This window comes from Streptomyces sp. 63XJN7_1_ISO-PGPR-S23-121 (assembly GCF_056173025.1).
In genome coordinates, this window is the sequence record NZ_CM149653.1 from 3,692,714 (window position 1) to 3,718,454 (window position 25,741).

Sequence of the window (25,741 nt, forward strand, 5' to 3'; positions counted from 1 at the left end):
TGCCGCTGCGTCGCGTTCATGTCAACGGCTGGGACCGTACGTGCCGCCGCCTCGGCGGCGATCGGGCGCTCTGGGTCCCGCGGGCGCGTCGCCCCGGGCGCCCGGGGCGACGCTCACCCGTCCGCCGCCGCCGAGAGAGACCCGCCGTCAGGTCCGCTCCGCCGGCGCCGTCTCCCGTGCGCCGGTGGCGGCGGCGAGGTCCGCGGCGAGAGCGTGCAGCCAGACCTCCACGTCGACCAGGACCGACAGGACGTCCGGCGCCGTCCGCGACACGGCACCGGCCGGCAGCGGTGCGACGTGGACGAGGACGCGGCCCTCCGGCGAACCCGCAGCCGTGAGGCTCGCGGACGCCACGTCCTCCGTCGCCGCGTCGACCCAGCGCAGGAGGGCCGGCGGAAGGTCCGGGGCACCTCCTGACGGCGGCAGCCAGTAGGCACCGACCAGCACGCGGGAGCCGTAGTCGAGGGCGGCGAGCCAGTCGGGACCACCGTCGACGGCGTCGGGAGCGGACTCCGTGCGGTACTGCGCGTACGCGGCCTCGGCGATCCGCAGCCGGTGCAGCGCGGACCGGAAGGGCCCGGCGCTGCCCGCCGGACGGGACGCGGCGGTGCGGCCGGTCACGGCCCGCGCCGTGGCCCGCACCAGTGGCGCGGCGGCCCGGAACAGTTCGACGGCGCTGCGCCGCATCTCCGGCCGGGCACCTGTGGGCCAGGCGAGCAGGCCGCACAGGAGCCCGACCGCGCTGCCGGTCAGCACGTCGACGAGCCGAGCCTCCTCCAGCCGCCAGGTGACCGGCGCGATCTGGGCGAACGCCGTCGAGAGCATCAGCGTGAACAGGCCCTGCGCCCAGGCCGGCCCGCCGACCGGACCCACCGAGAAGGCCACCAGCATCGTCGGCACCAGCAGGCACGCGTACACCACGGTGGCGTCACCCGCACCGATGAGGAGCGCCCCCGCGGCGACCGCGCCGGCCAGGGTCCCGACGGCGGCCGACCGCACGGTGGACCAGGTGGCACCCGCCGTGGTGCGGGCCAGGGTGAGCACGCTCAGCAGGACCCAGAAGCCGTGCGACAGGTCGAGCGTTCCCGCGACCAGGCGGGCGAGCGCGAGCCCCAGGGCCGTGCGGACGGCGTTCTGGAAGACGACGGAGCGCGGGGTGAGGTTGCCGCGGATCCGCATCAGCCACAGGCGGGGCGCCGGGAGCCCGGCGTACCAGGCCTGCTCGCGGACCGGTCCCGGCGCCGAACGGCGGGTGCCGGCCGCCAGGGCGGCGGCGGTGCGCACGGTCACGGCCGACACGGCCACGGTGAGGAGAGTCGAGCGGCGGCGCAGCAGGGCGTGCACGGGACCGGCGTTCCGCTCCGGCGGCCGTGCGCGTTCGGCCAGGAACTGGGCGGTCATCTCCTCGATCAGCTCGGGACCGGCGGCGGGGCGCTCCCCGCGCAGCTCGGCCGCCGTGGCGGCGCAGGTGGCCGCGATCCCGTGCAGCAGGGTCAGAGACGCCGTGTCGGCCGGGCACGGGGGAAGGCGGGCGAGTGCGGCGAGCTGGTCGAGCAGGCGGCGGGTCGCCGAAGCCGCCTGGGCCAGTGCCCGGTCCCGCGGACCCGCCCCGGTGGGCCGGGTTCCCGACGGCTGCCGGGAGAAGCGCAGGTCCTGGCCCACCGCCACCAGACGTCCCGCCGTGCCCGGGGACACGGCGTCCACCCGGGCCAGCAGGCCCGCCGCACGGGCCGCGACGTCGAGGGCGTCGGCGACCCGCCCGTGGTATGGCCGGTGCAGCGGCTGGGGGAAGAGCAGGAGTTCGCACAGCACCAGCGAGGCCGCGCCGAGCGCCACCCCGGCCAGCCGGTCCGGGAGGCTGCCGGGGGTGTAGGGCGGGAAGCAGGCCAGGATGTAGCAGAGCTGGAGCCCGGGCACGACGCCCGCGAGCCGGGGAGCGCAGGCCGCTGAGAGGACCAGCGCGAACCCGACCAGGAACATGCCGGCGGCGGCCGACCAGGCCGCGCCCGCGAGGAGGGTACCGAGACAGACCAGGGCGGCGGCCGCCGGAGCCGCCCGCAGCACGGTCCCGGCGCGATGGCGGCCCCCGCCCGGCAGGGGCGACAGAACGCCGAAGGCGATCGGCGTGAACAGGGCGTAGAGGGCGACGACGGGTTGGTCGAGCAGATGTGCCGCCGGGTAGAACGCGGCGGCCGCCGCGACGGTGACGCGCACCGCGCGCCGCCCGGCCCGGAACGACTTGGCCGGCGACGGCAGTTTCCCCATGGGCGTCCCTCCTCGGCGGCCGGTCCGGGCCCCGGCCCGCCGGTGCGCGGTTCCGCGCGGCGACACATCATGCCGAGGCGCGGCCGCCCGGAACGGCCGCCGCACCAGCGCACCGGCCGGCCTCGCCCGACCGGCTCAGCGGCGGCGCACCCCTCCGGAAGGGTGTGCGCGAGGGGCGGAGCGTCCTTCGGCATGCGACACGGCGGTCCGTGCGGTCGCGGGACGCACGGAGGGTGCGACAGTGGCTCCATGTGTGGCCGGTACGTATCCACCCGCGGTCCCGAGGACCTCGCCCGGCGGTTCCGGATCACCGACCCGGATGTCGGCGATCCCCTGGCGCCGAGCTGGAACGTCGCGCCGACCGACGAGGTGTGGGCCGTCCTCGAACGCACCGCGCGCGACGCGTCCGCCGGTGCTCCGGCAACACGTCACCTGCGGGCACTGCGCTGGGGCCTGGTGCCGTCCTGGGCCGGTGACACGAGGATCGGCGCCCGGCTGATCAACGCCCGGGTGGAGACCGTCCACGAGAAACCGGCCTTCCGCACCGCGTTCGCCCGGCGCCGCTGCCTCCTGCCGGCCGACGGCTTCTACGAGTGGCAGCGTATGGAGGACCCGGGGACGGGGAAGACCCGCAAGCAGCCCTACTTCGTCCACTCCGAGGACGACCGGGTGATGGCCCTCGCCGGGCTGTACGAGTACTGGCGCGACCCGGACGCCGGGCGCGACGATCCGTCGGCCTGGCTGACGACCTGCACCATCATCACCACCGAGGCCACCGACGCCGCCGGACGCGTACACCCCCGCATGCCCCTGGCCGTGGCGGAGGAGCACTACGACGCCTGGCTCGACCCCTCCCGCCGGGACACCGGGGCGCTGCGCGACCTCCTCGAACGGCCCGCGGACGGACGGCTGGACGCCCGGCCCGTCTCCACGGCCGTCAACAACGTCCGCAACAACGGGCCGCATCTCGTCGAGGCGGTCACCGCTCCGGCAGCCGGAGCCACTCCTCCCAGGTCAGATCCCGCCCGATGAACCGCGGTCGCTCGAACGGCCAATCCTCGGTGATCCAGCGTGGCACGAAGGCGTCCAGCGCCCGCTCCAGCGGGCCGCCCGCCTCCTCGTCCACCACCCACCAGGAGACCTCCGCGTCGGCCCCCAGCTTCTCCGGCGGGTCGATGTAGACGCAGCCGCGCAGGGCGGTGCGGTCCGCGTTCTCCACGGTGTAGTTGAAGGACTCGTGGGCCTCGATCTCCGCGGCGTGCCGCTCCAGGTCCGCGCGGTTCGCCTCGTACGACATCGTGGCGGACGGCCAGCCCCAGGCGGGGCCGAAGAGCGACCACAGCCGCTCCCGTGAGCCCATCACCGCGGGATAGTCGAGCGGTGCGTCCGCGCCGCTGATGGGGCGCAGCCGATGGCCGCCGCCGCCCGGGACGTCGACGTGCAGGGGGTGGGCGAAGTCACGCGGGAGCCAGGTCATGGGCGCGAGCCAACCACGCCGGAATGCGTCGCGCAAAAGGATTATGTCCGCTTCCGCTCCGGCCGGTTCGAAGGCTTATGTCGTGCGCATGGCAAGTTCGTTGACGGTGAGTCAACTCCGTTGTGAGCCAGTCGAGTCGTCGGCAACTCCTGGTCGCGGCCCGAGCGGAACGCGACGCACCGGGCCGGGGTGCGCGATCACCCACACCCGCCCCCACACGCGCGACCCACCCACGGCGCGCCGCCAGGAGGAGGACTCCCCCGTCATGGCACGACTGCGCAGCAAGAGAATACGGTTCGCCGCGATCACCGGTGCCGCGGCGGCCGCCCTGGCCGGCGGCCTCGTCACGGTCCCGGCACAGGCCGCCCCCGCCGAGAACCTGTCGCTCGGCGGCGGTGCCTCCGCGACGCTGGACACGGCGGTGCGCAACTCCGTCGCGAGCGGCGTGACCTACGCCGCCGCCGCGGGCAACAGCGGCGCCAACGCCTCCTCGTACTCCCCGGCGCGGATGACCGAGGCCCCCACCGTGGGCGCCACGACCAGCACGGACGCGAGGGCGAGCTACCTCGACTACGGTCGGTGCTGGACCTCTTCGCGCCCGGTTCCTCCATCGCGGCCGGCTGGAACACGAGCGACACCGCGACCAGCACCATCTCCGGCACCTCGATGGCCACCCCGCACGTCGCCGGTGCGGCAGCGGTCTACCTGGCCAACCACACCTCCGCCACTCCGGCGCAGGTCGCCACCGCCCTGGTGCACGGCGCCACCACCGGCAAGGTCACCGGCCCGGGCACCGGCTCGCCCAACCGGCTGCTGAGGGTCGTGCCCTGACGGCCGCACCCCGGCTCCACAGGGCCGACGTCCGAGCGTAGAACCATGGATCCGGGTGCCGTGCGGCTGCGGCACCCGGATTCCACGGTGCGGTGGTGCGCACGCCACGGACCACCGACACCTCGCGGGAGACCTGTTGAAGACCGCCCACCCGACAGTGAGGATGGCCCCATGCGGAACATCATGGTCATGGACGCCCCCTCCAACCTCGGCCTGCGTCCCCCGGCCCCCGGCACCGTCCCCGGCTGCTACAAGCTGGCCGGAGCACTGCGGGACAACGGGCTCGTAGGCAGGCTCGGCGCCCTCGAAGGGGGTGTCGTCGTACCGCCCCGCTACGACCGGGGCGACTGGCAGGAGGGCGACGGCGTCTTCAACGCGCCCGCCCTCGCCGCCTACACACGCACCCTCGCCGACCGCATCGAGAAGCAGGTGTCCGCCGGGCACTTCACCCTGGTCCTCGGCGGGGACTGCTCCATCCAGCTCGGCGCCGCGCTGGCCCTGCGCCGCCTCGGCCGGTACGGACTGGCCTCGATCGACGCCTCTCCCGACTTCCGCCACCCGGGCATCTCCGACCGGATCGGCGCGGCAGGCGGCGAGGAACTCGCCCTCGCGACCGGGCGCGGGCAGAAGGACCTGACCGACCTCGAAGGACTGGGCCCCTACCTGCGGGACGACGACGTCCGGCTCTTCGGCACCCGGGACGCTTTCGTGGACGACGAGGACGTCGCCGAACTGCGCCGCCTGGGAGTCCCCGTCACCACCGTCTCCGACCTGCGCCGCGACGACCCCGCCGACCTCGGCGCCGCGACGGCCGCCGGCCTCGAGGCGGGCACCCTCGACGGCTTCTGGGTCCACCTGGACGCCGATGTCCTCGACCCGTCGGTGATGCCCGCGGTCGACAGTCCGGACCCCGACGGGCTGCTGCCCGGCGAACTCACCGCCCTGCTGCGCCCGCTCGTCCGGTCCCCGCGCTGCGTGGGGATCAACATCACCATCTACGACCCCGACCTCGACCCCGACGGGAGCGCCGGCACCCTCCTGACCGACCTGGTGGTGGCCGCCTTCACCACCGACTGAGACGCGCGGCCCGTACAGGCCGGGACTGGTTGCGCCGCACACCCGGCACGGTGGCCGTCAGGCCGCCGGCTTCCAGCCCAGCGCCGGACCGAGCCGGCCGCCGATGTCGGTCAGGATCTGCTCGTAGTCCTCCGGGCCGAAGGTGAACGGCAGCGCGAAGGCCACCTCGTCCACCTCCCGGAACGCCGCGTGGGCCCGGAGGCGCCCGGCGATCCACTCGGACGGGCCCACGAGGTCCGGGGCGAAGAGCAGGCGGGCCGGACCCTGCGGGCGCCTGGTGCGCGGCAGCCGCCGCGCGGCGTACTCCTCGTACCTGGCGCGCTGCTCGGCGCCGGCGGAGTCGGTGGGGACCACCACCAGTCCCTGGGAGACCCGCGCGGTCTCCCCGTCGGGGTGCGCCGCGCGGAAGGCCCGGACGTGGGAGAGCTGGACCGCGGCGAAGTCCTCGGCCCCGGCCCCGGCGCCCCCCTCGACCCCCTCGGCCTTGACCACGCTGCTGGTGAGGAGGTTCATCGCGTTCTCCCCGGCCCAGCGCGCCGAGCGCAGGCTGCCGCCCCCGTACCACATCCGTCGCCGCAGGCCGGGGGAGTGAGGCTGAACGCGGTCGGAGTAGGTCTCGATGCCCTCCGTGCCGCGGAAGTCCGTGACCGGCTCTCCCGCGACGTGGTCGAGCAGGCGCCGTACCCGTGCGTAGCCGAAATCCTCGGCGTCGGCGGTGTCCGGGTACAGTCCGCCGTTCACCCGCTCGAAGTGCATCGGCGGTCCGGTGCTCACTCCGGGGTTGAGGCGTCCGCCGGAGAGGATGTCCACGGTCGCCCAGTCCTCGGCGAGGCGCAGGGGGTTCTCCCACCCCAACGGCGTGACGGCGGTTCCCAGTTCGATGCGGCTGGTGCGCTGGGTGGCGGCCGCGAGGACCGCCACCGGCGAGGCGATGCCGTACTGGAGATGGCGGTGGCGCACCCAGGCGCTGTCGAAGCCGAGCCGTTCGCCCAGCTCCAGCATGCGCAGCGTGTCCTCGTGCCCGCGGCCCGGATCGTCCTCGTCGAACAATCCGATCGTGAGGAACCCCAGTCTCTTCAGTGCCCTGCCGCTCATCTCCACCCGACTCCCACCGACCGGCGCCCGGACGGGCCCGCCACCTCGCAACAGACGGATCATGCCCCCTCGAACCTTCGGGGCAGGCATCACGGAGCGTCTTACGCCCGGGAGTTCACGAGAACGACACACCCGCGGTGGGAACACCGACGAGCACGCGCCGACGGCGGACCGTCCGGGCGCCGGCCCCGCGGATGGCCGGTTCCCGCGTTGCCCGGCGTGTCGCCGGTCCGGTTGGCTTGCCCCGGCTCCGCTCGGTGGCCGAGGGGCGAGGGGGAGTGACCATGCGTCGATGGACGGCAGTTGCGGCTGTGCTGGCGGGGGTCTGCGCCACAGCACTGCCCGCGGCCACGGCCCGGGGCGACGCGCACCCGGCGACCGCCGGGTCGCACGGGGACCTGCGACGCGTCAGCGTCGACGCCACCGGGCAGCAGGGGGACGGCGCCTCGTTCAGCCCGGTGCTCAGCGCGAACGCACATGTCGTCGTCTTCTTCAGCGAGGCCCGCAACCTTGTGCCGGGGCTCCCCGAGGGCGCCGGCATCCAGGCGTACGCGAAGGATCTGCGCACCGGCCGGGTCGACCTCGTCAGCGCGAATCTTGACGGCTCACCGGGATACGAGGCCGGCTACGTGCAGTCCGTCAGTGCCGACGGGCGTTTCGTCGCCTTCGATTCGCCGTCCAGGACACTGGATCCGCGCGACGCCGGCGACGGCATGGACGTCTTCGTCCGCGACCGCGTCAAGGGCACCACCGAGCTGATCACCCGCCACGACGGCGAACCGGACGCCGAGCGCAGCTTCCTGCCCTCGATCAGCGCCGACGGCCGCTACCTCGCCTTCGTGTCGCTGCGCGACGACCTGGTGGCGGGGGACACCAACGGGCTGGCCGACGTCTTCGTCCGGGACCGCGTCAAGGGCACGACCAGGCTCGTCAGTGTGGCCGGCGACGGCACGCAGGGCACCGGGAGTTCCTCCAACCCGGTCATCAGCGCCGACGGCCGGCAGGTCGCCTTCACCACCGAGGCGAGGAACCTCTTCCCCTGGCCGCAGAGCGCGACGGGCATCGCGAGGCCGCCCCAGCCCTACGTGTCGTTCGCCGTCCACGACCTGCGCACCGGTGGCACCAGGGCGGGCGCGTACAACGTGAACGGCATGCCGGTGCGGGTCCAGTACGGCCTGCTGTTCTCCCCGGACGGCCGCTACGTCCAGTTCGACACCAGCGACGGGGTGCTGCCGGGCGAGGAGCCTGGCACCTGGGGCTCGTACTCCCGCGATCTGCGCACCGGCGCGTACGCGCGGCTGGCGGCCGGGCCGGACGGGGGCCGCCCGGCGGGCAGCGTGACCGGGGCCGGACTCAGCGCGGACAACCGCACCACCTTCTTCACCACCAACGCCCCCGACCTGGTCCCCGGCGACACCAACAACACCTGGGACGTCTTCGCCCGCGACCTGAAGACCGGGCGGGTGACCCGGCTCAGCACCACTCCCGACGGCGGATCACCGCAGGAGTCCTCGTACGACGCGTCCCCCGACCGCAGCGGCCGCACCGTCGCCTTCACCAGCGACAGTGCGGACCTGGTGCCCGGCGACACCAACGACGTGTCGGACATCTTCGTGCGCCGCCTGCGCTGACGGGCGGGCGGGGAGGGACGGTCACCGCCGCCGCTGCCGGCGGTCGCGGACGGCGGTCGCGGAACGGAGGCGACGCGGACGGTCAGCCCTCGTACAGCCCCACGCCTTCGCCGGCCGCCGCGCGCACCAGGACGTCGGCCAGCTCCACCGGGGTTGAAAGCATCGGGTAGTGACCGGTGGCCAGTTCGAAGAAGGTGACTCCGGGTTCGGCGAGCTTGGCGAACCGCGGCATGCCGGTGCCGTGCAGCGTGCGGGCGAACTCCAGGCTGAGTCCGTTCGCGAGGCAGAACACCCCGGTGGTCGGGAGCTTGAGCCAGGCGCCGGTCAGCTCGATCGGGTCGGTGACGGTGCGGACCGGCTGCGGGGTGGCCAGGCGCATGTACCGCTCCAGCTCCGCCGGCGGGACGGCCTGCACCGCAGGGATCTCCGCGGGCACCGGGATGACGTCGCCGACGGCCTGTTCCAGCAGGCCGAGCTGCGGCATCTGAGCCACCAGCGACTCACCCGGCTCCGGGAACCCGGTGTCCACGAACACCACTCGGGCGACCTGCCCCGGGTGGCGGTCGGCCGCCGCGAGGGCGGGGAAGATGCCGTAGCTGTGCGCCACCAGCACGATGTCCGGGCCCTCCGCCTCGAGCAGCGCCGCCACGGCGTCGGTGTGCTCCCGCAACCCGATGCCGGCGGGGACTCCCTCGGCCCGCTCGGCCATGCCGGGCAGGGTGACCGGAAGTGCCCGGTGCCCTTGACCGGTCAGCTCGGCGGCCACCGCATCCCAGGCCCAGCCACCCATGAAAAGTCCCGGTACCAGCAGAAACGTCGTCATGACTGACCTCTTTCGATGCATCGACTGTGCCGTCGGTCAGGACGGTAGGACCTCCCCCTGGGGGAGATTCCAGCCCGGCCGGACGGGTGCTCTCACGCTGCCCCGTACACCGTGTCCAGGAGGCCGTCGACGAACCGGCCGAGGTCGTCGAGTCCGGCCGCCGCCTGCGTGGCGGGGCCATCGGCCACCAGGTGGGGCAGTGCGGCATGCAGTGCCAGCGTGACGGTGGCGGCGCGCTGCGGGGTCACGGGCAGGCCGGCGCTGCGTTGGGCGCGCTCGAAGTACGCGAAGTCGGCGGCCGCGAAGGCGTCGAGCGGCGCCGACAGCCATGGAGTCCGCGCGGCCTCGCGCTGCAGTTCCAGGAGAGCGAGCACCCGCACCCGGCCGGGGCCCCTGACGTGCTCCAGGAGCGTGCGCAGCAGGGCGGTCAGGCCCGCTCTGTCGACGGGCGCGGGTCTGGGGATCGCCGCGTACAACTCGATGATGCGCTCGGTGCTCGCCCGCAACAGCGCGTCCCTCGTGGGGAAGTAGTTCTTGGTGGTGCCCAGGGGCACTCCCGCCGCGGCGTCGACGGCCCGGTGCGTCAGACCCCGGCTGCCGGACTCCGCCAGTACGCCGATGGCCGCGTCGCCGAGGCGCTCCCGTCTTTCCTGATTCACCTATCCAAAGTACCCCATCTGTGGTACCACAAGTGGGGTAGTTTTTTTCAGGGGCGGACGGGGAGTGGTTCTGGTGGCTGTGGGATATCTGGTGACCGTGATGACGGCCGCGTTGATCGTGGTGTTCTGTCTGCATCCCGTCCGCGGGCCGAAGCCGCTCTTTCTACGTCGGCTACCGGCTCGGTCTGGTCTTCAACGAGGTGCCGTTGCTCGCCCTCTACGCGCTGGTGGCGTCGACCGTACTGGCCTACGCGGAGGGTGACATCGCGACGGTCGCCGACCGGGTGGCCGTCGGTCTGGCCGTGGTCTCCGCCGCCGGGCTCGGGGTGGTCGCGCGGCGGGGGATGCGGACGGCGTCCGTGGTCGGCCTCGCCCTGGACGAGGCGCTCGGCGCCGGCACGAGTACGCGCCGCCCGCCGCCGCTCGGGCGCATACTGCTCAGGCCCGTCTTCCGTCGCCGCGGTGACGTCAGGAGGGTGGGCGACCTGAGCTACGGAGACGCGGGCCGCCGCAATCTCCTCGACGTCTACCACCACCGCTCGCGCCCCGAGGGCGGCTCCGTTCTGATCCACTTCCATGGCGGCACTACGACCAGGGCCGCAAGAACACCCAGTCGCTCCCCCTGCTCTACCGTCTCGCGAGCCGGGGATGGGTCTGCATCAGCGCCAACTACCGTCTGCGCCCCGAGTTCTCGCACCCGGACCACCTGATCGACGCCAAGAAGGTCATCGCCTGAGCACGCGAACACGCCGAGGAGTACGGTGCCGATCCCTCGGCGGCCGTGTTCGTGTCGGGGAGTTCCGCCGGCGGACACATGGCGGCGCTCGCCGCTCTCACCCCCAACGACCCCGCGTATCAGCCGGGGTTCGAGGACGCGGACACCTCCGTCGCGGCCGCCGTCGTGCTGAACGGCTATCTCGGGGTGTACTTCGACGGGAACCCCGCGACCTCGCCGGTGAACCTCGTCCGGCCGGACGCGCCGTCGTTGCTGATCGCGCACGGCGACCTGGACGAGCTGGTGGAGACCGAGAACCCCAAGGCGCTCGTCACCGCCCTGCGCTCCGTCTCGACCTCGCCGGTCGTGTACGCCGAACTCCCGGGCGGGCACCACGCCTTCGACCTCTTCCACTCCTTCCGTTTCGAGGCACTCATCGACGGCATCGAGGACTTCGCCGCGTGGGTGAAGACGGGGAGGAGGGCGAGCTAGGCGAGCGCGTTGCCCGCCGGGGGGACGCGCGCGGGCTTCCCGTGGCCGCCGAGCCCCGGCTTCCGCCCCCCCCGCCGGGGGACCCGGTCGGCGAGGGCTGTCGGTGAGGCGTCACCATGGGATCATGACGAACGGGGAAGTCCACGGCCCGGCGGTGTGTCCCGGGTGCCGGACACGGGACACCGCGCCGGTGGCCGAGGCGCGAACGGGCAAGCGGGGGCGGCGCGACGACCTGGGGAGCCGGCTCGCTCCGGCACCGGAGCACACGGGCAACGGCTGCATGCACTTCGCCGAGGGCCTTCTGATCGCCTTCCTGGCCGGGGCCGCGGGTGCGCACTTCGCCGACAAGTGGGGCCTGCCCTGGCTCACCGTCGTCGGAGGCGTCGCCGCGGTGCTCATCTTCGTGGCGACGGTCGCCGTCGTCCGCACCGAACACGGTGACGCACAGCGGGTGCGTGCGGGGGAGTCCAGGGCGGCCGCGCTCACCGCGGAGGCGCGCTACTGCTACACCTGCCAGGGCGTGTTCCAGCCCTCGGGCACACCGTGGCAGGGGGTGCTGACGCCGGAGCGGTTCCGCCACCACGTCTGGACACAGGCCGGCTACGGCGACCAGCTCGACGAGAAGGCGAAGGCGGCCGAGCTGTCCTGAGCCGCTCGGCTCCGGCTCCGGCCCCGTCCGCGGACCGGCGGGCAGGGAGGCGGGGTCACTCCCTTCCCCTCAGGTACTCGACGGCCCTGCGTGCAGTGGCGCCGATCACCGCGTCGGCGCGGGGCAGCCGACGGTCGGCGCGGGCGGCCTGGGTGAAGACGACCGCCGTGTACACGCGGCCGCCGGCGAGTTCGACCACCCCGGCCTCGTGCCGCATGACACCGAACGTCCCGGTCTTCCCGTACACCGCCACGTCGTCGTACGGGAAACCCGCCGCGAGCCGGTGCTGCCACGGCTGGAGTCCCATGGTGCGACGGACGAACGCGCAGCCGTCGGGGGAGGCCGCCTCGTCCGTCCAGACGGCGCGCAGCAGACGCGCCATCTCGGCCGGGGTGGTCGAGGCCACCCACGCGGGGTCGTAGACGCCGGGCGGCACCGCCCGGTCGTTGTCCGCGATGCGTGCCATGGCCGCGTCCACGGACTCGGCCCCCGTCACCGTCAGCAGCCGGGTCAGGGTGCCCGCGGCACCGTCGTTGAGGCGGGTGCGGACCAGGCCGAGGGCGCGGCAGGCGTCGTCGAACGCCTCGGCCCCCACCTGGTGGAGCACCGCGTCAGCGGCCGCGTTGTCGGAGATGCTCATCATCATGACGACCAGGTCGCGCAGCGACATGGACACCTCGTCGCGCAGTTGTGAGATGCCGGTGGGCCCGGGCAGCCTGTCCCCGGGCGGCAGGATGACCCGCCGCCGTGGGTCGAGGACACCGGCGTCCACCTGCCGGCAGTAGGCCACCGCCAGTGGCACCTTGTAGACGGAGCCCATCAGCACGGCCTCGTCCGCGTCGACCTCCACCGCCGCCGCGGGCCGGTGCAGTTCGGCCACATGGAGCAGGCCGCGGACACCGGCGTCGTCGAACATCGCGCGCAGGATGCGCTGGATGTCCCTGTCGGAGGCCGTCGCGCTCATCGGGTCGCCTCCGCACTCGGGTGGTGCGCCGAGGCCAGCGCGTCGACCAGGGCTTCGGCCGCTTCGGTGGCGCCCGCGGCGGCGAGCCGCCGGGCGTCCCACACCACCCGCAGTCGCAGCGGAAGCGCCGGGGCGGTGGCAGGCCGCCGGACGACACCGTCCGCCGTGAGCGATTCGTCCGCCGTGACGAGAACGGCCTGACCGGCGGCGACGAGCGCCAGCCCGGCGCGTTCGTCCGAGACCACCACCGTCTCGACCCGCCGTCCCCGCCCCGCGAGCGTGTCCAGGAAGAGATCGTGCGCCGCGGGCGCCTCGGCACGCGGCCGGACCGCGTACGGCAACCGCCGCGCCGCCCCCGCTCCACCCGCACGCGGGCCCGGCGTGCTCGTCCTGTCCTGCGGACGGTGCGCAGCGGACCGACCGGCGTCCGCCTCGCCCGGTGAGTGCTGCCCCGCGTCACCCGCGTCGTCCGGCACCAACAACCACGTCGGCAGCAGCGACACGGGCCCCGCGGACAGGCCGTGCAGGACGGCGGGATGACGCACGACGGCCAGGTCGAGCCGTCCCGCGGACACATCCGTCAGCAGCGTCGCCGTCGGCGCCGTGACCACCGAGACCCTGGCCCGCACGCCGGCCCGGACGGGTGAGGCGGCGACGGTCGCGCCGAGCCGGGGCGGGAGTTCGGGCGACAGGCCGAGCCGGAGGCGCTGCCCGTCCGCGCCCTCCCTGGTGCCGCTCTCCCGCAGTTCGACCAGTGCGGCAAGCGCCCGGCGGGCGTGCGGGAGCAGCGCCGCTCCCTCCTCGGTGAGGGAGACCCCGCGCTCCCGGTCGAACAGCCGCACCCCCAGCAGCGATTCCAGCCGGCGCAGCGCCTGCGAGAGAGGCGGCTGAGTGATGCCCACGCGCTGTGCCGCGTCGCCGAAGTGCCCTTCCTCCGCGATGGCGACGAAGATCTCCAGATGCCGCTCGGTCAGCATGCGTCCCCCTGGTCTGCGGCGATACGCCGAACGAATCGGCCCGCGGCCGAGAGTGTATTCGACACGGGACCGCGGCCGAGGCTTGACTCCAGGGCCAAGGGCCGGGGCAGGAAGCCCAGTTGAGGCCCGCATCAGACAAAGGAGTCCACCCATGTTCTCAGAGCGGTCCTCAGCCACCCCGCGACGTGTCAGCCGACGCGGTCTCCTGCGGACGAGTGTCGTCGCGGGCGCGGCCGGCGCCGTGGGGACGGCCGGAACGGCCTCGGCCGCAGCGCCGCGCGCCGGCCGGGCCAAGGACGCTTTCCGCCCGGGGCGCAGCGGGGTGCGGCTGCGCTGGCTCGGCGTCGCGGGCTGGGAGCTGAGCTTCGACGGGCACCGGGTCCTGATCGACCCGTACCTCACCCGGCAGCCCTACACGGACTCCGACGGCAAGGCCGACATGACGCGGAGGCTGCAGGAGAACCACCGGATCATCGACTGGGTCCTGCGTGAACACCTCACCTCGGCACCGGAGTTCGTCCTGCTGACCCACGGACACTGGGACCACCTCGCCGACGTGCCGTACCTCCTGGACCACCCCGCCTGGCGGGACCGGGAGATCAACATCCTGGGCACCGAGACGCACCTGCACCTGCTGGCCGCCATGGGTGTCCCCGGTGCCGGGCGCAAGCACCGTCCGGTGGTGGTCTCGGGGGACGAGGTGCTGCGCCATCCCCTCCAGTCGTCCGACAAGCCGTCCCGCCCCGATTACACCATCGAGGTGGTACGCAGTCTGCACAGCCAGCTCGGCGGCTACGGCTTCGACCCGTACGGCACCCTGACCGCGCCCCCGGCCCGGCCGCGGTCGCTGGGCGATCTGGTCGAGGGCGGCACCCTGGGCTACCAGATCACGGTGGGCGACCGGTTGAGCATCATGTTCCTCAGCGGCTCGGCCAACTTCGCGGCCCGCGCGGTCGCCGGAGCCACCCCCGACGTCCTGGTGCTGGGCGCCAGCGGACACGCGGCCGTGCACGACTACTTCGAGCGCGCCGTCGACACCCTGGGCCGGCCCCCGCTCATCGTCCCGAGCCACCACGACGACCTGGTCACGGCCCTGGACGACCCCAAGCTGCACGACACGGTGAACCGCGGCGTGGTCGACCGGCTCCAGCAGGCGATCGGGGCCGACGGCCGCGTCCTCGACCCCCGCCACCTCGAGTGGCTGGACCTCTGACCTCCGGCACCTCCGCCCGCCCCGGGTGACGACTCGCTCCCCGTCAGGCCCCGGGCTCCGGGCCCCGGGCCGGCCCGCGAGGGACGTCGTGGCCCGGGGCCGGCCGCCCGGCCGAGTTCACGAGAATGACGTGAAATCAACTGTCCGGGAAAAGGCACCTCCCCATATATGCACATGCCAAACGTGTTGATGAGGCGGAGGGGGGACGCTACGCTGCGAAAAAACCGTGACCGCTCGTATGCCGTCCTTGACCGGAATAGCTGGACGGCAGGGCGAAGGAAAAGAGCCGGCGCAGAAGCGGGCTCGTATTCCACGGGCCGACTCACACGGGGGAAGAATTGGACACACGGCATCTCGAGGCATTCCTGGGCGCCGTGGACGCGGGGAGTGTGACCCGGGCGGCCAGTCTGCTCCAGGTGACACAGCCCACGGTGACCAACCGCATCAAGGCGCTCGAGCGGTCGCTCGGCCTGGTCCTGCTGGAACGCCTGCCCGGTGGCGTCAGGCCGACGAGAGCCGGTCACTCCATCCTCGAACAGGCTCGCGAGATCGTGCGGCTCAGCGGTCGCGTCCGGCGTATCGCGGACGCCTCACTCGCACCGCAGGGAAGAATCTGCGTCGGAGCGTCGGAAAGCCTCATAAATCACCGGCTGCTGCCGCTCATCGAATACCTGCTTCTGCGATATCCGGAAATGGATGTGTCACTCCGGCTGTCCACCCCCCAAGAGGCACTCGTCATGCTGCGCAACGGGCAGATGGACTGCGTGTTCATGATAAGCAGCGGAGCGTCGCAGGAGGATCTGGACCACTGCGATCTCTGCCCCGAGCCGTTCGCGCTGGTGGCCGGAGGCCGACGGGCCCCCGCCCGCCCGGGCCCCGCGGCGGCTGTCCCGTCGATCCTGGTCACCGCCGATCTGGACGTCCGTCACTGCGGCGGACTCCTGACCGAGGTCGAGTCGACCCTGCGGGCGGGGCGGACGCTGAAACTCGACTCCATCACCGCGGTGAAGCGCATGGCCGAGAGCGGCATCGGAGTCGGACTGCTGCCCGAGGTCACCGTGGCCGAGGACATAGCCGACGGCCGGCTCCACAGGGTCGTGGACTGGCGGCCCGCCACCCCCACCTACACGCAGGCCCTGTGGCGGCGCGGCGACGACGGGCAACCGGTCCTCGGCGCCGTGCTGAAGGCCGCCTCCGACGTGGTCAGCGCAGGCTGAGCGGGCCCCGTGGCCCCAGCGGGAGCTACGGAGCCCGTGGGCGGATCAGGCGGCGTCCGTGACGAGCTGGGCGCGCAGCCGCCGGTGGTCGGTCTTCCCGTGATGGTTGACGGGGAGGCTTTCCACGATGCGCACTACGCTCGGCGCCATGTACGCGGGCATCGAACGCAGGCAGAACGCGCGCAGGTCGCTCTCCGCCGTACCGGCCGGGCCGTCGCCCAGAACGACGAACGCGCTCAACTCGGCGTCCCCGTCGGGTCCCTCGTACACCACCACGGCCGCCTCGCGGACATCGGGGTGGGCCAGCAGCCGCCGCTGCACCTCGGCCGGTTCCACGCGGTTGCCCCGTATCTGAACCTGGCTGTCCCGCCGCCCGCAGAAGCGCAGTGCGCCGTCGGCGCCCCGGAAGGCGAGGTCCCCGGTCCGCAGCAGGCGCTGCCCGGAGCGGGGCTCCAGCGGGTCGGCGACCAGGACGGCGTCCGTCGCCCCGGCGTCGCCCCAGTAACCGGTCATCAGGGCCGGGCTGCGCAGGTACATCTCGCCGACGACGCCCTCCTCGAGCACCGGCGCCCCCTCGGGGTCCAGCAGCAGGATGTCGGTGCCCCGGTGGCCGTTCCCGATCGACAGGTGCGTCACCTCGTCGGGCAGCGGGTCGGGGACCTCGGCGAAACTGGCCGCCATGGACTCCGTCGCCCCGTAGCAGTTGATCAGACGGACACCGGGACGCAACCGCTGGAGGTGGCGCAGCTCGCCCAGGGGGAACTCCTCCCCGCAGAAGAGCACTCCGCGCAGCTCGGTCAGGGCGGCCAGCTGGTCGGGAATGTGACGCAGCGACTGACGCCAGATGGACGGCACACCGTTGACGTGGGTGGCCCGGGTCACGCGCAGCACCTTGAGGAATCTCGTCGGCCAGCGCAGCAGGGCCCGCGGGACGGGCGCCACCGCCGCTCCGCTGCCCAGGGCCATGCCGATGTCCAGCAGGGAGAAGTCGAACTGGAGCGGGGAGGTCGAGCCCACCCGGTCGCCCACCGACACGAAGCCCTCGGCGATCATGCCCCGGTAGAAGGCGACGACGGACCGGTGGCTCATCACCACGCCCTTGGGCAGGCCCGTGGTGCCGGACGTGAAGATGATGTAGGCGGTGTCGCCCGGCGTCACGGCGCGCCGCCGCCGCTCACGGCGCACCGGCGGGCGGGGCACCTCGATGCCGTCCGGGCCGAACCGGCCGTGCCCGACGGCCGTCCCCGGTTCCCCGTCGGCGAAAAGGCACAGCGCCGGCTCGGCCGACCGCTCGATCGTCTCCCGGCGCTCGGCCGGTGTCTCGGGGCTGACCGGGACGAAGGGCAGTCCGCGCGACGAGCACGCCAGCACGAGGGCGACGGCCTCGGCGGACGTGTCGGACACGATCATGACGCGCTCACCGATGTCCAGGCCGTAGCGGTCGAGTTCGTCGGCGTACCGCTCGGCGGCCTCGCGCAGGCCGCGGAACGTCGTCACCCGTTCCGCGCCGTCCGCGTACTCCACCACCGCGGGATGGTCGGGGTGCGTGTCGGCGGCGGCCAGGAGGAACTCGTCGAAGCGTTCGTCGGGCCGGTGGGTCACCGCGGGTGCGGGAGTCGCTGGCATGGTCTCTCCAGGTCAACGCAGGTCGTCGGCCGCGGCCGGGGCGGGCGGTACGGGGGTCGCGATGTGCGGTTCCCCGGTCACGAGCACCAGCGGGGAGCCGGGGGTCGCGGTCAGGTGGCGTACGGTGCCGACGACCAGGACGTGGTCGACGGCGGTGAAGGTCTCCGCGACGTCGCAGGTCATCACGACGGCCGCGTCGTGCAGGACCGGGACGCCCCGCAGCACCGCGTGCGGCGTGTCCCGGAAGCGCTCCGCGGGGGTGCCCGTGGCGAAGCGCCGCACCAGCGGACCCTGTGTGTGGGACAGCACGTTGACGGCGAACCGCCCGGCGGCGAGCAGGTCGTCCAGGGTGCGTCCGCCCGTGCCGAAGGCCACCAGCACGCTCGGCGGCGCCACCGAGAGCGACATGAGCGAGGTCGTCGTGCACCCCACCGGCCCCCGCGGCCCCAGCGCGGTGGTGACCGCGACGCACTTCGCCAGGCCCGTCATCGTCGCGCGGAAGAGTCCTTCGTCCACTCCCGCGTCGACCGACGGGCCCGCCTGAGGAGTCTCAACTCCGAGCACGGCTCACCTCCGGGCCGGGCGTGAGCCGGGCGAGCGTGTCGAGCGCCCGCTCGACCACGCCGCTGCGGGGGCGTCCGCGCCGGGCGGAGTCGACGGCGAAGCGCAGGGCCTTCGGCAGTTGCGTCCAGGCGTCGGCCAGGTCCGGGTCGGGCCGGGTGCCCAGGCGGTGGAGCTGGTGCCGGGACGCCGCCCACAGGTCGTCCACGTGCCGCTCCAGCAGGTCGCCGTCGGCGGTGAGGCGCTCCCGCAGGTACCCGAAGACCTCCCGCGGGTCGCGCAGCCAGGTGCCCGGCCACTCCCTCGGGGGGCCGACGGGCGGAGCGGTGCTCCGGCGCAGCCACCGGTACGCGTCCGCCGGGCCGGTGTCCACCGGTTCCCCCAGGGCGTGCGCGTCCCGGTTGCGTACGGCCGCCTCGAGGCGCCCGACCGGTGTCAGCGCCCGGCGCAGCGAGTCGTCGTCGAGCACTCCCGCGTAGGGCAGTTGCTCACCGCCGGGCATCAGGGCGTGGAAGGGGTCGGCCACCAGCCACCCCTCCGCGTCGTGGGCGCGCAGCAGGAACCAGTGGGGGACCACCCGCACCCCGTGGTGCGGCGACCAGGGCAGATGGAAGGCGTTGCCCGACACGATCACCTGACCCTCCCCGGCCAGCACGCCGGCGAGCGCCTCCCGGGCCGACGGCCAGTCCGGACGGTGGTCGTGGACCAGGGCCCCGCCGTCGATGCGGTCGTGATGGGAGAAGGCGAGCGCGCCGTCCGGGGCGTCGGTGCGCACCCACAGGTGCACCGCCGATGCCATACGGCCGGCCGCGGCGCCTCCCAGATACTCCACCAGCGCGGTGGAGTAGCAGGACAGGGCAGGTGTCATGGTGTCGCCTCCCAGGCGCAGGCCACGGGTACGTCGATGAGTTCTCGCACCTTGTGCCAGCGCAGACCGCGCCAGTCACCGTGGTCGAGATGCGGAGGCACGTCGATGCTCCAGGGGCGTCCCCCGATGCCGGTGCCGTCGGTCTTCACACAGGCCTCCTGGACCGTCCAGATCTCCGTGAAGACGGTGTGCCGCAGGGGCGCCGGCATGCGGTCGAGACGGTCCGCGTACGGAGCGGCGCACCGTCGGACCAACGAGCGGCCGACGTGCCGCGGCGGCACCTGGACGTCCACCCCGACGAGACGGCCCGGCGCGACGGCCACGACGGTGTGCGCCCCGTCGTGGGAGATGCTGACACCGGGCCGGGACCGGCCGGTCAGGACCGGCTTGCCGTTGTGGCCGGCCACGACCGGCGCGCCGGCGCTGTCCGGGGCCACCTCCGCGAGCAGGCTCCGCAGGAGCGCCCGTCCGTCCAGCAGTTGCCGGGCACGCCAGTCCGGACGGCCGCGTGCCGCGTGCCGGTCGGCGGGGGTGAGGCGGCCGGCGGACGCCTCACCGGTGGCCACCCACACTCCGGGGCCGATCTCCAGGACTCTCACGGCAGGTCCTCCGGCCCGTTCTCGGCGGCCGTCTCGGCCACGATGTCGAGGACGACCTCGGTCGTGCCGCCGCCGATGCCGAACAGGGCTCCCTGGGCCCGCAGTTGCTGCGGTCCTCCGGTGCGGAAGCCGTGCGCGCCCTGGAGGTGGGCGCACACGTCGAGGACGTGCTCGACCGTCTCGGCGGCACTGGCCTTGAGCAGCGCGGCGGCCGAGGTGTCGCGCCGGACGGCGACCGCCTCGGTGAGGCCGTCGGTCAGGGCACGGTGCTGACGGGACCGCAGGAGGGCCTCCGCCCAGCGCCGCCGGATGTCCTCACGCTGCCACAGGACGCCGTCGCCGCGGCGCCGCTGCCTCAGGTGGCGGATGGTGTCGCGCAGCACCCGTTCGCACAGCGCGACGGCCCACAGGGCTCCGGCCAGGCGCTCGGTGGCGATGTGCGCCGCGAAGCCGCTCATCCCCCGGCCGGTACCGCCCACGACGTGGTCGCGGGAAAGCCGGACGCCGTCGAACGTGAGGTGCCCGGTCCCGGAGCCGTCGAAGAGCCGCGTCCCGGCCGGTTCGGCGCGCACGCCGGGGGCGTCAGCCGGTACGAGCACCCAGGTGAAGTTGGTGAAGTGGGGGCCCGGCCGGTGGCGGGCGAGGACGAGGGCGGCCCCGCAGGTCGTCGCGTTGGTGATCCAGCGCTTGGTGCCGTCGAGCCGGACCAGGTCCCCCTCGAAGGTGACGCGCGTGTCCAGTGCCGCCAGGTCGCAGCCGGAGGTCTCGTCGGTGGCGGCGAGGGCCACGACGGTCCGGCCGCCGAGACTGTCCGCCAGGGTGCGGGCGGCCGGGCCGGTCCCTCCGGCGAGCAGGGGCAGGCAGGTGGCCACGGGGACGGTCACGGCCAGCGTCGTCCCGACGCCGAAGCGCCGGTCGACGTCGGTCAGCAGGGTGCTCACGGCGGCCGCGTCGACACCCCGGCGTGGGTCGTTGCCGCGGTAGACCCGGGCCAGCCGGTTCTCCGCGCCGAGAACGCGCCACACGTCGGCGCCGCTCGCCTCGGCGGGCAGGGTGCCGAGCCGGGAGCCGGCCGCGGTGGCGGGCTCCCGCAGTGCGGAGACGTTCATGCCGCCGCCCTGTCCTCTCCCTCGGCGGCGCCCGCCCGCCGCACCGCGGCCCACAGGCTGCCGGCGGTGGCGAAGGTGGTGTCGTTGAGGTCCTCGTCCGGGAGGGAGACACCGAGGCCGTCCTCGATGACGAAGAGCAGGTCGATGGCCTTCATGGAGTTCATCCCGAGGTCGTGCAGGCGGCTGTCCTCGGTGAGGGGCCGGTCCCCGAGGTTGGGCAGGAAGGGCGTCAGCAGGTCGATGAAGGGCTGGTTCACGGCTTCTCCGTCGCTTGGATGGGGGAGTGGATCGGCGGGGTCAGTTTTGGTGGGGCCGCGGGGCGAAGACCTCGCGGTCGGCGGTGAGGAGGGACGCCAGTTCGGGCAGCAGGGCGCCGGGGGCGGGCCTGCCCCGTTCGGCGCGCCGCTGGGCGATGAAGGCGGTCGAGGCGAGCCGGTCCCAGCGGCGCAGGTGGTCCTCCGTGTCCCCGCGCTCGCCGAGGTGCTCCCGGTAGGCGGCGTGCAGGCGCCGGGCACGCGTCATCAGCCAGGTCTCCGCGGTCAGCCGGCGCAGGGCGGCGAGCCGGTCGGGGTGCGCGGCATAGGCCTCGACGTACGCCGCCGGATCGTCCATGTCCAGCTCCGGCCGGGGCGCGCGGTGATCGGGCACGGGTGCCAGGGCGCAGGCGAAGGAGGCGGTGGGCAGGCGCTGCCAGGGAAACGTCCACCGGCCGGGGCGGGCCGGGCCCCACGCCGTCTCGTTGTCGTAGAAGTCCTCGACGACGGCTCCATCCGGGTGCGCTCCGACCAGGAAACCGTGCTCCATGTGCGCCCGCCCCGCGTAGGGCAGCCAGGGCATGCCGTAGGAGTCGGCGACGGCGTAGACGACGGACGCCCGGTCGGTCATGGCGCGCAGCCCATCGGCGGGTACGAGGCGCCCCATGGCCTCCGGACGCAGCCCGACGAGAGCCGCTCCGTCGCGCAGGTGGTCCTCCGGCGACGGATCCACCGTGGGCAGGCCGTCGGGACCGGGCCGTGGCCGGAAGCGCAGGCGCGCCCCCAGCGCGAGGTGACGTCCGGGCCCGTACCGGCGGTCCGCGAGGACCGCCAGGTTGACCTGCACGCAGTCCAGGATCCCGGTCCGCACGGACGGGGTCGCGGTGGCCGTCACGGGTGCGTCCCCACCCGGGTCAGTCCGGCCACCGCCCGGGCGAGCGCCTCGTCGGGCGGGGACTGGTCCTCGAGCCCGCCGGCGAGGAAGTGCTCGTAGGCTCCGAGGTCCAGGTAACCGTGGCCGCTGACGCACACCAGCACTCCGCCGGAGGCGTCGGGGGAGGCGGCGATGCGCGCGGCGGCCGCCAGGGCATGGCCGGACTCGGGCGCAGGCAGGACGCTCTCGTGGCGGGCGAGCAGCCGGCCCGCGTCCAGGGCGTCCGCCTGGCTGACCGCCATCGCGTCGATGTCCCCGCTGTGGCGCATCGCGGAGATGAGCTTCGCCGCGCCGTGGAAGCGCAGCCCCGCCGTGTGCGCGTCCGGGATCCGGTAGTCGCTGCCGATGGTGTACATCGCCTCCATCGGGCCGCTGCCGGTGGCGTCGGTCTTGTCGTAGGCGTAGACGCCGCGCGTCAGCTTCGGCGTGCTGCTGGATTCGGCGGCGACCAGGCGGGGCCCGTCCGTGCCGGCCGCGCGGCCGGCGGCGTGGAAGGGCAGCGCGATGCCGCCGAAGTTGGAACCGGCACCCACACAGCCGACGACGGCGCCGATCTCCGCGTCCAGCTCGGCGAGTTGCTCCTCCGCCTCCAGGCCGATCACGGACTGGTGCAGGATGCTGTACGTCTCTCCGCTGCCGATGCAGAAGGCCACCTGGTCGTGGTCGGCGGCGTACTCGACGGCCTCCCCGATGGCGAGCGAGAGGCTGTTGCCGGCGGCCGGGTCCTCCTTGGCGGAGACCTTGGTCAGGCCGCTGGGACTGGCGTGCACCTCGGCGCCCAGCATGCGCATCAGCACACCGCGGTACGGCTTGCGCCGAAGACTGGACTCGACCATGAAGACCCGGCAGCGCAGCCCGAACAGGGCGCACGCCGCCGCCATGGCCGTGCCCCACTGGCCCGCGCCCGTCCCCGTGACCAGCTCCTTCACGCCGGCCTTCCGGTAGTAGTGGGCCTGCGCGAGCGCCGTGTTGAGCTTGTGGCTGCCCGAGATGTTGACGCCCTCGTTCTTGACGTAGACCGGGAAGCGGGCGCCGACGGCCTCCTCGAACCCGCGGGCACGCCACAGCGGGGTCGGGCGGTACTGCCGGTAGCGTTCGGCGACCGGGCCGGGGATGTCCCAGTACTCGCGTGCGGAGACGCTGTGCCGGATCAGCTCGGTCGGGATGTTGATCTTTATCTCGCCGGACCCGTCACCGGAGCGGGGCGGGGTGCGGTCCGGCGGCAGCGGCTCGGACAGGTGGGGCAGGACGCTGCGCCAGCGGGTCGGGATCCGGTTCGTCACCGCCGTACCTCCGCCGCCGTCACGACGTCGATCAGGTCCCGGACGGTGCGGAAGCTGCGCCCCACGAAGAGGTCGTCGGGGAGGGTGACGTCGAGTTCGTCCTCGATCCGCACGAGCATGCCGACGAAGCCGAGCGAGTTCACGTTGAGCAGGTCACCGACGAGCGGTTCGTCGTCGGTGACGCGGTCGGGCGGCAGGGACAGGCGTGACTCGGCGATGACCACCTTCTTGACGACGGTGGCGACGGCGTCCCGGTCGAGGGACAGTTCCTGGGGCATGGCGTGCCTTTCGGGGGAGGGGGAGGCCGGGCGTCAGCCGCGCAGTGCGCCGGCGCCGTCGGTGACGTAGCTGTGGGTGACCAGCGCGCCGAGCGTCACGGGACCGCGCACGTGCAGCCGGCCGGTGGCGATGGCGATCTCGGTGCCCAGGCCGAGGGTGGGCCCGTCGTGCAGCCGCAGCGAGCCGTTGACCACGACCATCGCGGCGTCGGCACGGCGGCGGTAGGCGTCGACGACGTGCTGGTCCCGGGCGATGACGCCCTCGGTGTGCCCGGAGCCGTGACGGCGGACGTGGTCCAGTGCGGCACCGACGTCGTCGACCGGCACGACGGCGACGACCGGGTCGAGGAACTCCCGGCCCAGGTCGTGCGCGGCGAGGGGCTCGGTCTTGAGCGCGGAGGGGACGAGGGCGTCCAGTTCGGGGGCCGTGTGGAGGGTCAGTGCCGTCTCACGGCCCGCCAGCCCGCGCGCCAGGGCCTCGAGGTAGTCCCGGGCGACGGCACGGTCGACCAGCAGGGTCTCCACGGAGGTGCAGCCGGCCGGCTCGGGCAGCTTGCTGTCCAGCGTGGCCCGTACGGCGAGGTCGAGGTCGGCGCTGCGGTGGACATAGAGGTGGTTGACGCCGCCGCCGCTCGCGATCAGCGGGATGGCACTGGTGCGGCAGTGGTCCACGAGCGCGGGACTGCCGCGGGGGATGAGCACGTCCACCTGGTCGGGCCGCTTCAGCAGGGCCCGCAGCAGCCGGCGCTGCGGGTCGTCCAGCACGCTGACGAGGCCGGTGGGCAGTCCCGCCCGGCGCAGCGCGGCGTGCACGGCGCGCTCCAGGGCGGCGTTGGTGGCCGCCGTCTCCTTGCCGCCGCGCAGCAGTACGGCGTTCCCGACGGCGACCGGGAGCAGGGCGCCGTCCACGGTGACGGTGGGCCGCGCCTCGTAGACCATCAGGACGACACCGAGGGGCCTGGGCACGCGGTGGACGTGCCGTGCCGCGCCGGAGACGGGCACCTCCGTCTCGCGCACCTCCCGCAGTTCACGCCGGGTCATCCCGGTGAGCGCGACCATCCGCTCCCGGTGGGCGTCGGTCAGGCGCAGCCGCTCCACCAGCGTGGGCGGCATGCCCAGCCGCTGGGCCGCGGCGACGTCCGCCGCGTTGGCACGGGCGATCTTTGGCCAGTGGGACGTGAGTTCCTCGCCGAGGGCACGGCAGTAGTGGTCGTAGGCGGGGTCGCCCACGGGCGGGGCCGCGTCGAACGCGGTGCGGGCCCGGGCCAGCAGACCGTCAGGCATGTTGCTCCTCCGTGCTCGCGAGGAAGGCCCCGAGGTGGTCCAGGAGGAGGGGCAGCCGCTCGCCGTCGAAGGCGGTGAAGTGATCGCCGGGCAGCGGCCGTACGGTCAGGTTCGCGGCCACCTGACGCCAGACCGCCAGGTGCTCGTCGTTGTCCTCGTCGGCGCACGGCATCAGCAGCGTGGGGCAGTCGTGGCGTTGCTCGGCCCGGTAGGAGACGACGGCGTCGAGGTGCGCGTCGGCGGTCAGGGCGACCCGGTCGGCCGGGACGCCGCTGTCGTCGGCGGCGAGGGAGGCGCGGACCCGCTCGCGCCAGTGCCTGGCCGCCGCCGGGTCGCGGTCGATGCGGGCGGCGGGGCTGTCGACCATCACGACCCGCGGTCGCCGGCCCTCCTCGGCCAGCCGGGCCGCCAGCTCCCAGGCGACGACACCCCCGAGGGACCAGCCGAACAACAGCCGTGGTGGCTCCGGGAGTTCCGCGAGCAGCGACCAGTAGCGGTCCGTCATGGCGCCGACGCTGCGGTCCGGCTCTTCCCCCGGCGCCAGCCCGTAGCCGCGCAGGGCGAACACCGGGCCGGAGCGGCGCAGGGCGAACCCCACGCCGGTGTAGGCCCCGACACCACCGCCGGCGGCGTGGACGAGGACGCTGCACCCCCCGGGCCGGGGCCGGCCCATCGGGATGAGCACCGGCTGGGCGACGTCCGCGCGGCTCATGGTGTGCGTCCGCGACGCGGGCAACCGATCATCAATGATCTTTCCTTCCGGACTCAATGGCATCGACGACAAGCGAATTCCGCACCACCCGCCTTTCAAACGAATTCGGCTCGCACCCCATAAAGGTCTCTTATCTTCCTCGCGTGCG

At 73.8% G+C, this 25,741-nt stretch carries 25 protein-coding genes and 2 pseudogenes; 9 read left to right on the forward strand and 18 right to left on the reverse strand.

Annotated features, from left to right (window positions below; translation table 11 throughout):
- Positions 1–147 precede the first annotated feature (147 nt).
- On the reverse strand, positions 148–2,265 hold the full coding sequence (locus tag AC0VYN_RS16245; protein ID WP_475536620.1) for an FUSC family protein: 2,118 nt from the start codon (positions 2,263–2,265) through the stop codon (positions 148–150).
- Positions 2,266–2,514: 249 nt separating this feature from the next.
- Between AC0VYN_RS16245 and AC0VYN_RS16250 the strand changes: the two genes are divergently transcribed.
- Positions 2,515–3,297 (forward strand): SOS response-associated peptidase, encoded by a 783-nt coding sequence (locus AC0VYN_RS16250; RefSeq protein WP_475536621.1) that lies wholly within the window; start codon positions 2,515–2,517, stop codon positions 3,295–3,297.
- Here AC0VYN_RS16250 and AC0VYN_RS16255 read toward each other — a convergent pair.
- Entirely contained in the window at positions 3,245–3,742 is a 498-nt protein-coding gene (locus tag AC0VYN_RS16255; protein ID WP_475536622.1) for an N-acetyltransferase, read from the reverse strand. The two genes, AC0VYN_RS16250 and AC0VYN_RS16255, sit on opposite strands and share 53 nt — an antisense overlap.
- A gap of 376 nt (positions 3,743–4,118) precedes the next feature.
- Between AC0VYN_RS16255 and AC0VYN_RS16260 the strand changes: the two are divergent.
- Together AC0VYN_RS16260 and AC0VYN_RS16265 are read left to right on the forward strand one after the other, a co-directional pair.
- Positions 4,119–4,573 (forward strand): annotated as a pseudogene (locus AC0VYN_RS16260) (S8 family serine peptidase); the annotation flags it as partial.
- 171 nt (positions 4,574–4,744) lie between these two features.
- Positions 4,745–5,650 carry an arginase family protein gene (locus AC0VYN_RS16265; RefSeq protein WP_475536623.1) on the forward strand — a complete coding sequence of 302 codons (906 nt, stop codon included), beginning with the start codon at positions 4,745–4,747 and terminating at the stop codon, positions 5,648–5,650.
- Between the two features lie 57 nt (positions 5,651–5,707).
- Here AC0VYN_RS16265 and AC0VYN_RS16270 read toward each other — a convergent pair whose 3' ends face one another.
- On the reverse strand, positions 5,708–6,745 hold the full coding sequence (locus tag AC0VYN_RS16270) for an LLM class flavin-dependent oxidoreductase (protein ID WP_475536624.1): 1,038 nt from the start codon (positions 6,743–6,745) through the stop codon (positions 5,708–5,710).
- A 284-nt stretch (positions 6,746–7,029) separates the two neighbouring features.
- On the opposite strand from AC0VYN_RS16270, the gene AC0VYN_RS16275 reads away from it, so the two are divergent.
- Entirely contained in the window at positions 7,030–8,376 is a 1,347-nt protein-coding gene (locus AC0VYN_RS16275; RefSeq protein ID WP_475536625.1) for a hypothetical protein, read from the forward strand.
- Between the two features lie 82 nt (positions 8,377–8,458).
- On the opposite strand, the gene AC0VYN_RS16280 is transcribed toward AC0VYN_RS16275, so the two are convergent.
- Positions 8,459–9,199 carry an alpha/beta fold hydrolase gene (locus tag AC0VYN_RS16280; RefSeq protein ID WP_475536626.1) on the reverse strand — a complete coding sequence of 247 codons (741 nt, stop codon included), beginning with the start codon at positions 9,197–9,199 and terminating at the stop codon, positions 8,459–8,461.
- 92 nt (positions 9,200–9,291) lie between these two features.
- Positions 9,292–9,858 (reverse strand): TetR/AcrR family transcriptional regulator, encoded by a 567-nt coding sequence (locus AC0VYN_RS16285; RefSeq protein ID WP_475536627.1) that lies wholly within the window; start codon positions 9,856–9,858, stop codon positions 9,292–9,294.
- Between the two features lie 206 nt (positions 9,859–10,064).
- On the opposite strand from AC0VYN_RS16285, the gene AC0VYN_RS16290 reads away from it, so the two are divergent.
- The 3 genes and pseudogenes from AC0VYN_RS16290 (at position 10,065) to AC0VYN_RS16300 (ending at position 11,714) form a co-directional block, all read left to right on the forward strand.
- Entirely contained in the window at positions 10,065–10,568 is a 504-nt protein-coding gene (locus tag AC0VYN_RS16290) for a hypothetical protein (RefSeq protein WP_475536628.1), read from the forward strand.
- A 41-nt stretch (positions 10,569–10,609) separates the two neighbouring features.
- Positions 10,610–11,065: pseudogene (locus AC0VYN_RS16295) on the forward strand (alpha/beta hydrolase); the annotation flags it as partial.
- Between the two features lie 124 nt (positions 11,066–11,189).
- Positions 11,190–11,714 carry a hypothetical protein gene (locus AC0VYN_RS16300; RefSeq protein ID WP_475536629.1) on the forward strand — a complete coding sequence of 175 codons (525 nt, stop codon included), beginning with the start codon at positions 11,190–11,192 and terminating at the stop codon, positions 11,712–11,714.
- A 55-nt stretch (positions 11,715–11,769) separates the two neighbouring features.
- Here the strand turns inward: AC0VYN_RS16300 and AC0VYN_RS16305 are convergent, their stop codons facing one another.
- Together AC0VYN_RS16305 and AC0VYN_RS16310 are read right to left on the reverse strand one after the other, a co-directional pair.
- Entirely contained in the window at positions 11,770–12,678 is a 909-nt protein-coding gene (locus AC0VYN_RS16305) for a serine hydrolase (RefSeq protein WP_475536630.1), read from the reverse strand.
- Positions 12,675–13,655: a LysR family transcriptional regulator gene (locus AC0VYN_RS16310; RefSeq protein ID WP_475536631.1), complete on the reverse strand. Its 981-nt coding sequence runs from the start codon at positions 13,653–13,655 to the stop codon at positions 12,675–12,677. The genes AC0VYN_RS16305 and AC0VYN_RS16310 overlap by 4 nt, the downstream gene beginning before the upstream one ends.
- A gap of 151 nt (positions 13,656–13,806) precedes the next feature.
- On the opposite strand from AC0VYN_RS16310, the gene AC0VYN_RS16315 reads away from it, so the two are divergent.
- Positions 13,807–14,868: an MBL fold metallo-hydrolase gene (locus tag AC0VYN_RS16315; protein WP_475536632.1), complete on the forward strand. Its 1,062-nt coding sequence runs from the start codon at positions 13,807–13,809 to the stop codon at positions 14,866–14,868.
- 338 nt (positions 14,869–15,206) lie between these two features.
- Positions 15,207–16,085: a LysR family transcriptional regulator gene (locus tag AC0VYN_RS16320; RefSeq protein WP_475536633.1), complete on the forward strand. Its 879-nt coding sequence runs from the start codon at positions 15,207–15,209 to the stop codon at positions 16,083–16,085.
- Positions 16,086–16,130: 45 nt separating this feature from the next.
- On the opposite strand, the gene AC0VYN_RS16325 is transcribed toward AC0VYN_RS16320, so the two are convergent.
- From AC0VYN_RS16325 to AC0VYN_RS16375, 11 genes are read right to left on the reverse strand one after another with little or no spacing between them, the layout of a single operon-like run.
- Positions 16,131–17,711 carry an AMP-binding protein gene (locus AC0VYN_RS16325; protein WP_475536634.1) on the reverse strand — a complete coding sequence of 527 codons (1,581 nt, stop codon included), beginning with the start codon at positions 17,709–17,711 and terminating at the stop codon, positions 16,131–16,133.
- A 12-nt stretch (positions 17,712–17,723) separates the two neighbouring features.
- Positions 17,724–18,275: a flavin reductase family protein gene (locus AC0VYN_RS16330; RefSeq protein WP_475536635.1), complete on the reverse strand. Its 552-nt coding sequence runs from the start codon at positions 18,273–18,275 to the stop codon at positions 17,724–17,726.
- Positions 18,262–19,140, reverse strand: coding sequence for a hypothetical protein (locus tag AC0VYN_RS16335; RefSeq protein ID WP_475536636.1), 879 nt, complete (start codon positions 19,138–19,140; stop codon positions 18,262–18,264). The genes AC0VYN_RS16330 and AC0VYN_RS16335 overlap by 14 nt, the downstream gene beginning before the upstream one ends.
- On the reverse strand, positions 19,137–19,739 hold the full coding sequence (locus tag AC0VYN_RS16340) for a 4'-phosphopantetheinyl transferase family protein (protein ID WP_475536637.1): 603 nt from the start codon (positions 19,737–19,739) through the stop codon (positions 19,137–19,139). Before AC0VYN_RS16340 ends, AC0VYN_RS16335 begins: the two co-directional genes overlap by 4 nt.
- Positions 19,736–20,848, reverse strand: a complete 1,113-nt coding sequence (locus AC0VYN_RS16345) for an acyl-CoA dehydrogenase family protein (RefSeq protein WP_475536638.1) — start codon at positions 20,846–20,848, stop codon at positions 19,736–19,738. The genes AC0VYN_RS16340 and AC0VYN_RS16345 overlap by 4 nt, the downstream gene beginning before the upstream one ends.
- Positions 20,845–21,105, reverse strand: a complete 261-nt coding sequence (locus AC0VYN_RS16350) for an acyl carrier protein (protein ID WP_475536639.1) — start codon at positions 21,103–21,105, stop codon at positions 20,845–20,847. The genes AC0VYN_RS16345 and AC0VYN_RS16350 overlap by 4 nt, the downstream gene beginning before the upstream one ends.
- Positions 21,106–21,145: 40 nt before the next feature.
- Positions 21,146–21,997 (reverse strand): hypothetical protein, encoded by an 852-nt coding sequence (locus AC0VYN_RS16355; protein WP_475536640.1) that lies wholly within the window; start codon positions 21,995–21,997, stop codon positions 21,146–21,148.
- Entirely contained in the window at positions 21,994–23,319 is a 1,326-nt protein-coding gene (locus AC0VYN_RS16360) for a TrpB-like pyridoxal phosphate-dependent enzyme (RefSeq protein ID WP_475536641.1), read from the reverse strand. The genes AC0VYN_RS16355 and AC0VYN_RS16360 overlap by 4 nt, the downstream gene beginning before the upstream one ends.
- Entirely contained in the window at positions 23,316–23,597 is a 282-nt protein-coding gene (locus tag AC0VYN_RS16365) for an acyl carrier protein (protein WP_451689628.1), read from the reverse strand. The genes AC0VYN_RS16360 and AC0VYN_RS16365 overlap by 4 nt, the downstream gene beginning before the upstream one ends.
- A 33-nt stretch (positions 23,598–23,630) precedes the next feature.
- Positions 23,631–24,881 (reverse strand): glutamate-5-semialdehyde dehydrogenase, encoded by a 1,251-nt coding sequence (locus tag AC0VYN_RS16370; protein WP_475536642.1) that lies wholly within the window; start codon positions 24,879–24,881, stop codon positions 23,631–23,633.
- Complete coding sequence (locus tag AC0VYN_RS16375; protein WP_475536643.1) at positions 24,874–25,593, reverse strand: thioesterase domain-containing protein; 720 nt, start codon at positions 25,591–25,593, stop codon at positions 24,874–24,876. Before AC0VYN_RS16375 ends, AC0VYN_RS16370 begins: the two co-directional genes overlap by 8 nt.
- Positions 25,594–25,741 lie beyond the last annotated feature (148 nt).